Source organism: Paenibacillus sp. cl123 (assembly GCF_900101595.1).
Lineage (GTDB): Bacteria > Bacillota > Bacilli > Paenibacillales > NBRC-103111 > Paenibacillus_G.
In genome coordinates, this window is sequence record NZ_FMYY01000050.1 from 1 (window position 1) to 4,987 (window position 4,987).

Consider the following 4,987-nt stretch of genomic DNA (forward strand, 5'->3'; position numbering starts at 1 on the left):
TTCTCTCCTCACCACCATAGCAAGGTCAGGCTATGGGCGGAAGAAAATAATGTGGAATTGGTCTTTACGCCGACATATGCTTCCTGGCTTAACCGTATTGAATGCCATTTTGGACCATTACGTAAATTTGTACTGGAAGGCAGTGACTTCCGACAGCACAAAGACTTGGCCTCAGCGATCCAGGCTTATCTTCGCTGGCGAAACAAGAACAAGCGTCATGCCGACATACTACGAGAACAGAACAAGATCAAGGTTGTCTGATGGGGCACTAGTCGTAGAAATTTAATTGTGATCTAATGTCTTCTCTATCTGCCTCTCTAAGATACCCTTCGTATAGTCTTCTAAGAATTGCAGCTGTACGTATCCATTTACCTTCAAAAGCATCTGCATACTCTTTATATTGCTCGGCTAATCTCCGCTCTTGTATTCCACCCTCATCCAGATCCTTGCTTATTGTCCCCCTTTTATTGTAAGTTCCTGTATGAAATCCATCCTCTAAAGCCTCACTTTGAATAGTCTCAATTATATTTCTTACTTCTTCATGTGGCCACAAATCGTCAGTACCGAAAGGGGAATAAGCCAGTACTTGTCCTATTTGAACATCGGCAACAGCCCCCCTTCCAACGGCACTGCAATATTCTCGTGCAATGGTAATCCATTCTCTAAGGTACTGTCCATTCAAATTACCATCCGCGCTTACACCAGGAACAGCCTCCCATTCATTCAATAAATCATACGCTAATTGGGCTTTCATTCGCTTATTACTGTCAATTGTTTCTACTTGTTCTGCTTCATTCTCCCCTCTATATATCGTAACGATTACTTCCCTAAAAAAGTCAGGTTCTCTAACAATTTTCTCGATAAGGAATTTTGGCTTCCTACCATATCTAAAAATCGGAAGATATATCCACTCTAGCGTCTCAAGTGTTTCAACTGGAAGATTTGTTTCTTCTAAGTAACCTAATACTTTTTCAAGCTCGTAACTGAAGCTGGACTTTAACGCTATCCAATCCTTTGAATCGGGAATAGTATGAACAACTCTCAGAAGAATCTCCAGTGTTAACTCAGGAGATGGGTTTCGTTTAGAGTACAGAGCGTGATAAAGGACATAAAAGGCTGCACATGGTCGATCATACTCTAGAAGATTCATAATGGCTTCAATATAGTCAACTTCCGAAGGTCTTAAATGGGTAGGTACACCTTTCCAATACATTTCTTTGACAATAACGTTTCTAGAACAGTACTCCCAGGTATGTTTACTAAATGGAAGATATCGAAAGAATTCCGCTAAGCTTGCATCGTCCCATCTATCATGTATTTCCTCTAATATTGCATCTATGCCATTCCAGCCCTCCGCGTGAAAACAGGACGAAACAAGCCCACAGGCAAATTCTGATGTTTTAGGATTGTTCCTAGAGATTGCTTCTGTCAGAATCGAGATTAGTTCAGATTTTACCTGATCTTCTTTTCCTGATAAAATCCCTAAAGTGAACGGTTGTTCTATTCGTTCGGACATGTCTATTAAAAGAGTAGAGTCATTTCCTTGCAGCAAATCTTTTATGGCATTAATTCGAATTAATTGGATCCCTTGTTCTTCTTTCTCCCAGTCTTCGTCGAAACAATCAGGATGTTCAGGGTGGTAGTCAAATAGCCACGAAAGTTTTTCGATCAGATTCTGTGGTTCAAATCTCTTATATTGTTCATAGAGTATCTCTGTAATATCACTTGGTAGAGACCAGTCAGCTTCAGAATATTTTCGATGCCTGTGTACTTCATTTCTTAGTCCTGTCCAAATCTTTAATCTGGTATCTGTATCGAGTTCATTTGGATTAGTTTGAGATAGTTTGTTTAACAGTTCCCTGGAGTAATGTTGTGGCATACTTGCAAGTTTATCAATAACATCAATCCACTTCGAGGAATCAATATGACCTATTATACGTTGACAAACATTCTCGATACTTTCGAAATACTCTAGATTTGTAACTCCTTCCTTAAAATCCTTAGCCCAGTCTCTCCACTCAGGTTTTTTTGTACCTGTAGTAAAACTGCTATGGGAAGGTAACAATTGGCACAGTAATTTCCATCCAACTTTTGCTTCATGCCGTAACAGTGAATCAATAACTTCAAAGCGTCTTGAAATACTTGCGGTTGTTTGAGGATGCCAGCACAAGAAAATATCCCTAAGACTATTAAATGGCCGATTAGCGTAATTACCACCTGAATCAATTCCATCTAATTTAGCAAGTAATAATGACGCTTGACCAAGATAACTCGGACTCCAAGCACAAGTTTCAATTGCCCATAATAGATTGCTATGAGCACAGCCTCCCATAGTTGTTTCTTGGTTAAAGATGTCCCCCATACAAAAACTTGAATTTGTAATCGATTTTTCTAAGCCACTTGTAAAAGCATCTGGACAAGCTTCAGCTAAGTAAATCAGCGAATCATTTAATGACGCCCAATAGTCCCAACGTGCACCCTCTCTTAAAAGATTCCAGACTATCGCTTGTACACTATTCTTTATTTGCATGTTCACGTGAGTAGAGATCATTGCCAGCGATTCACTTAAGCCTTTTCTAAGAAAACTGGAATGAGGAAGAATTTTTCCATGAACTGCTGCCATAAACCGTTCTTCCTTTGGCATTTCATATTTGGGGTCTATACTTCCAAAAACATCAACAATAACCTCGCCAAGTCTAACAAGATCATCAACATCGATATATTTATTTAAATGTAACCATGAATCCACTCTTGAGGTTAATTGATAACAATCTCCGACTTTTTTTACTGGAGCGTCTGGTTCATTTGCCCATCGAGTAAATATTGAAAGAACTTCTTCGTAGGTTTCTCCAGCCAACTTACTAAGCACAGTCCGATCATTGGTATTAGAGTGATTCCACGTACCTACTAACAAAAATGGTATTAGCTTTCTTGCCTCCTCTGGTCTGGACCAAAGTGGAGCGAGTATTTCGGGAATAACGGCGGTAAGCCTACGTAAAATAGATAGCGATCCTTTAGAGGCATCTGCTAACTCATTAGCACGTTTCCCCTCTAATCCTACAGATACTAAAGCCTTTTCTAATGTCCTTTTTGTGAACGCAGGAAGAATCACTGTTTCATTATTCGAACTACTGCTCCTATCTAAAGGAACAAATACTTTATGCCCCTTTTCGAGAGCTACACCAACTGGAATATGACCTGTGAACATTGGGATTAGAATAAGCTGTTCGTTATTTGCACTTAATGTCCTGAATACATTCTGGTCGTATGCTATTACACATCTAGCGAGTATGCCTTTTTTATCTTCAAAAGGGAGTGTCTGCACATATGAGATTAAAAACGCAATTGATTCTTCAGTAGAATCCGACTGCACTGAGATGCTTCCATCATTGTCTAGCCAGTATTTTATTCTTTCAACAAAAGCTTCCCTCCCGAATAAAAGCAAGCATTCAGAAAATTGTGGATCAGTAGATGCCCTCCACTCTTCCCAAAAACTCTCGATATCTTGTGTATGTTCAGGTCTCTTGCCTATAAGATGTCCAAGCCATATGTTCACTGCTGGAGCTAACTCTAACCATTGTTCTATATCATCAGCATCGTAGGCCCTCACTTCAGCCCACTGACCCTTTTCATTCATTTCTGATTCCCAATCAGCTTTATTCCCCCACCTTCTCGGAGTAACAAAGATGAATGTAGCTTCGGACTTTTCTACTCCTAAAGAATTCTCAGTTCTTTTAATGAAATCACTGTTCGCCTTCCCCCTCGGATTTCTACCTGTACCGAACTCCCAAATTGATAACCCAGTAGGAATAAAGCTATTTCCTTCTGAAGCTAATAGGAAACCATCAAACCCACCTGATTGGACACTCTCGCCTGCTGGAAAGGAGATGCGTTCAATTGAATTATTCGTAGAGGCAATTAGAAGCCTTATTAGTCTGGGAAGTTGCTCCTGGGCTACTCTTCTATTAGCCCATGAATTTAAATCGGTTGCATCTACCCATCTAAACATATGATCAGCTCCCCTTTCTTCTTTCCATGAATGATTCGAACTTGTTTCTGAGTATGTAGATATAATCACATATAGCTAATGCAAAATCTAAAAGATCAGATGCATCTACTTTACTAATCTTCACATCTGAAGCATGTGCTCCGATGTTACGATGAATACGCAAAGCCTCGCCCCAATCAAAAATTCTCTTATCAATAATTTCTCTATCCAAAAGCTCCTTTAATCCGCCTGCAATATTATTATGCTTTGTACCAAAATCTTTACAAATTCCTTCTAGAGCTCTCCCACACATCACCGCGCAAGCAATATACGCCTTACTTGAAAAGCATTTTTGAGCCTCATTTAATGAAATACTTACTATATCAGGGAGTTCCCACGACAACACCCTGTCGGGTTCTGGCCATAGTCTAACTGCATCGCTCCACTTGTATTCTTCATTGCCTATTTGCCAATGTTCAGTTAGTCCGAGTAGAGAACTGTTACAAATCGGACATGCTAGAAGCACTCTCTTTGAAGGACAATCTTCATGCTCACCATAAGTTTCATGCTCGCCTTTAATGATGCCATCTACTTTCGATTCGCAATAGGGGCATTCGATTATCATATTTCCGCTTCCTTTTTCGCTATTTTATTCAATCGATCTAGGGCTAATCTCGCTATGATTCGACATGTCACAATCTTTTTCCTTCATTTGGATAAAAAGAATAGCGCCGCATAGGCGCTATTTCTGCTTATTCAATGTAGCTGTATTGAAATCCGATTCGTATGTCATAGTCTGTTTATCGTCACTTAGGCTTAGGCTGATCTGGCTTGCGCCTGCTTCCATTTCAATAAGTATTTCGTACTCATCCATATACGGAATCCTGAACTTCTCTTGGTATGGTTGGATTGTCAACATTAAATCAGACAACTTTTTTAAGGGCTGCTTGGCGATACTGAATAGGCGTCATATATCCCAGCGATCCGTGAATGCGATGC

3 protein-coding genes are annotated in these 4,987 nt (G+C 39.9%); 1 reads left to right on the forward strand and 2 read right to left on the reverse strand.

Going from position 1 to position 4,987, the window contains the following annotated elements; all coding sequences use genetic code 11:
• On the forward strand, positions 1 to 261 hold a 261-nt coding region (locus BLR08_RS30460; protein ID WP_176835633.1), incomplete at its 5' end, for a transposase.
• Positions 262 to 268: 7 nt separating this feature from the next.
• Here the strand turns inward: BLR08_RS30460 and BLR08_RS30465 are convergent.
• Positions 269 to 4,009 (reverse strand): hypothetical protein, encoded by a 3,741-nt coding sequence (locus tag BLR08_RS30465; RefSeq protein WP_072338321.1) that lies wholly within the window; start codon positions 4,007 to 4,009, stop codon positions 269 to 271.
• 4 nt (positions 4,010 to 4,013) lie between these two features.
• Positions 4,014 to 4,613: a DUF4145 domain-containing protein gene (locus BLR08_RS30470; protein WP_072338322.1), complete on the reverse strand. Its 600-nt coding sequence runs from the start codon at positions 4,611 to 4,613 to the stop codon at positions 4,014 to 4,016.
• Positions 4,614 to 4,987 lie beyond the last annotated feature (374 nt).

Excerpts from the sequence above, each read along its gene's own strand:
- BLR08_RS30465 (WP_072338321.1), bottom strand. The coding sequence starts at position 4,009 with ATGTTTAGATGGGTAGATGCAACCGATTTAAATTCATGGGCTAATAGA.
- BLR08_RS30470 (WP_072338322.1), bottom strand. The coding sequence starts at position 4,613 with ATGATAATCGAATGCCCCTATTGCGAATCGAAAGTAGATGGCATCATT.